Genomic DNA, 221 nt, shown 5'->3' on the forward strand with positions numbered 1-221 from the left:
ATTTAGTTGCTACTATTGATGTCAATATGCAAAGTACTGGGCTTGTAGCTCAGGTGGTTAGAGCGCTACACTGATAATGTAGAGGTCCGTGGTTCGAGTCCACGCAGGCCCACAGTAACCAAAAATATGGGGGATTAGCTCAGCTGGCTAGAGCACCTGCTTTGCAAGCAGGGGGTCAACGGTTCGAATCCGTTATTCTCCACATGAACCAACGGGTTCAT

General features: G+C 48.4%; 2 tRNA genes. Both read left to right on the forward strand.

Features of this window, described 5'->3' with window-relative positions:
• Window positions 1–38 precede the first annotated feature (38 nt).
• Window positions 39–112: transfer RNA gene (locus tag GK091_RS29345), tRNA-Ile, on the forward strand.
• 16 nt (window positions 113–128) lie between these two features.
• A tRNA-Ala gene (locus GK091_RS29350) sits at window positions 129–202 on the forward strand.
• Window positions 203–221 lie beyond the last annotated feature (19 nt).

The sequence above is a fragment of the Spirosoma agri genome, from assembly GCF_010747415.1.
GTDB classification, from domain to species: domain Bacteria; phylum Bacteroidota; class Bacteroidia; order Cytophagales; family Spirosomataceae; genus Spirosoma; species Spirosoma agri.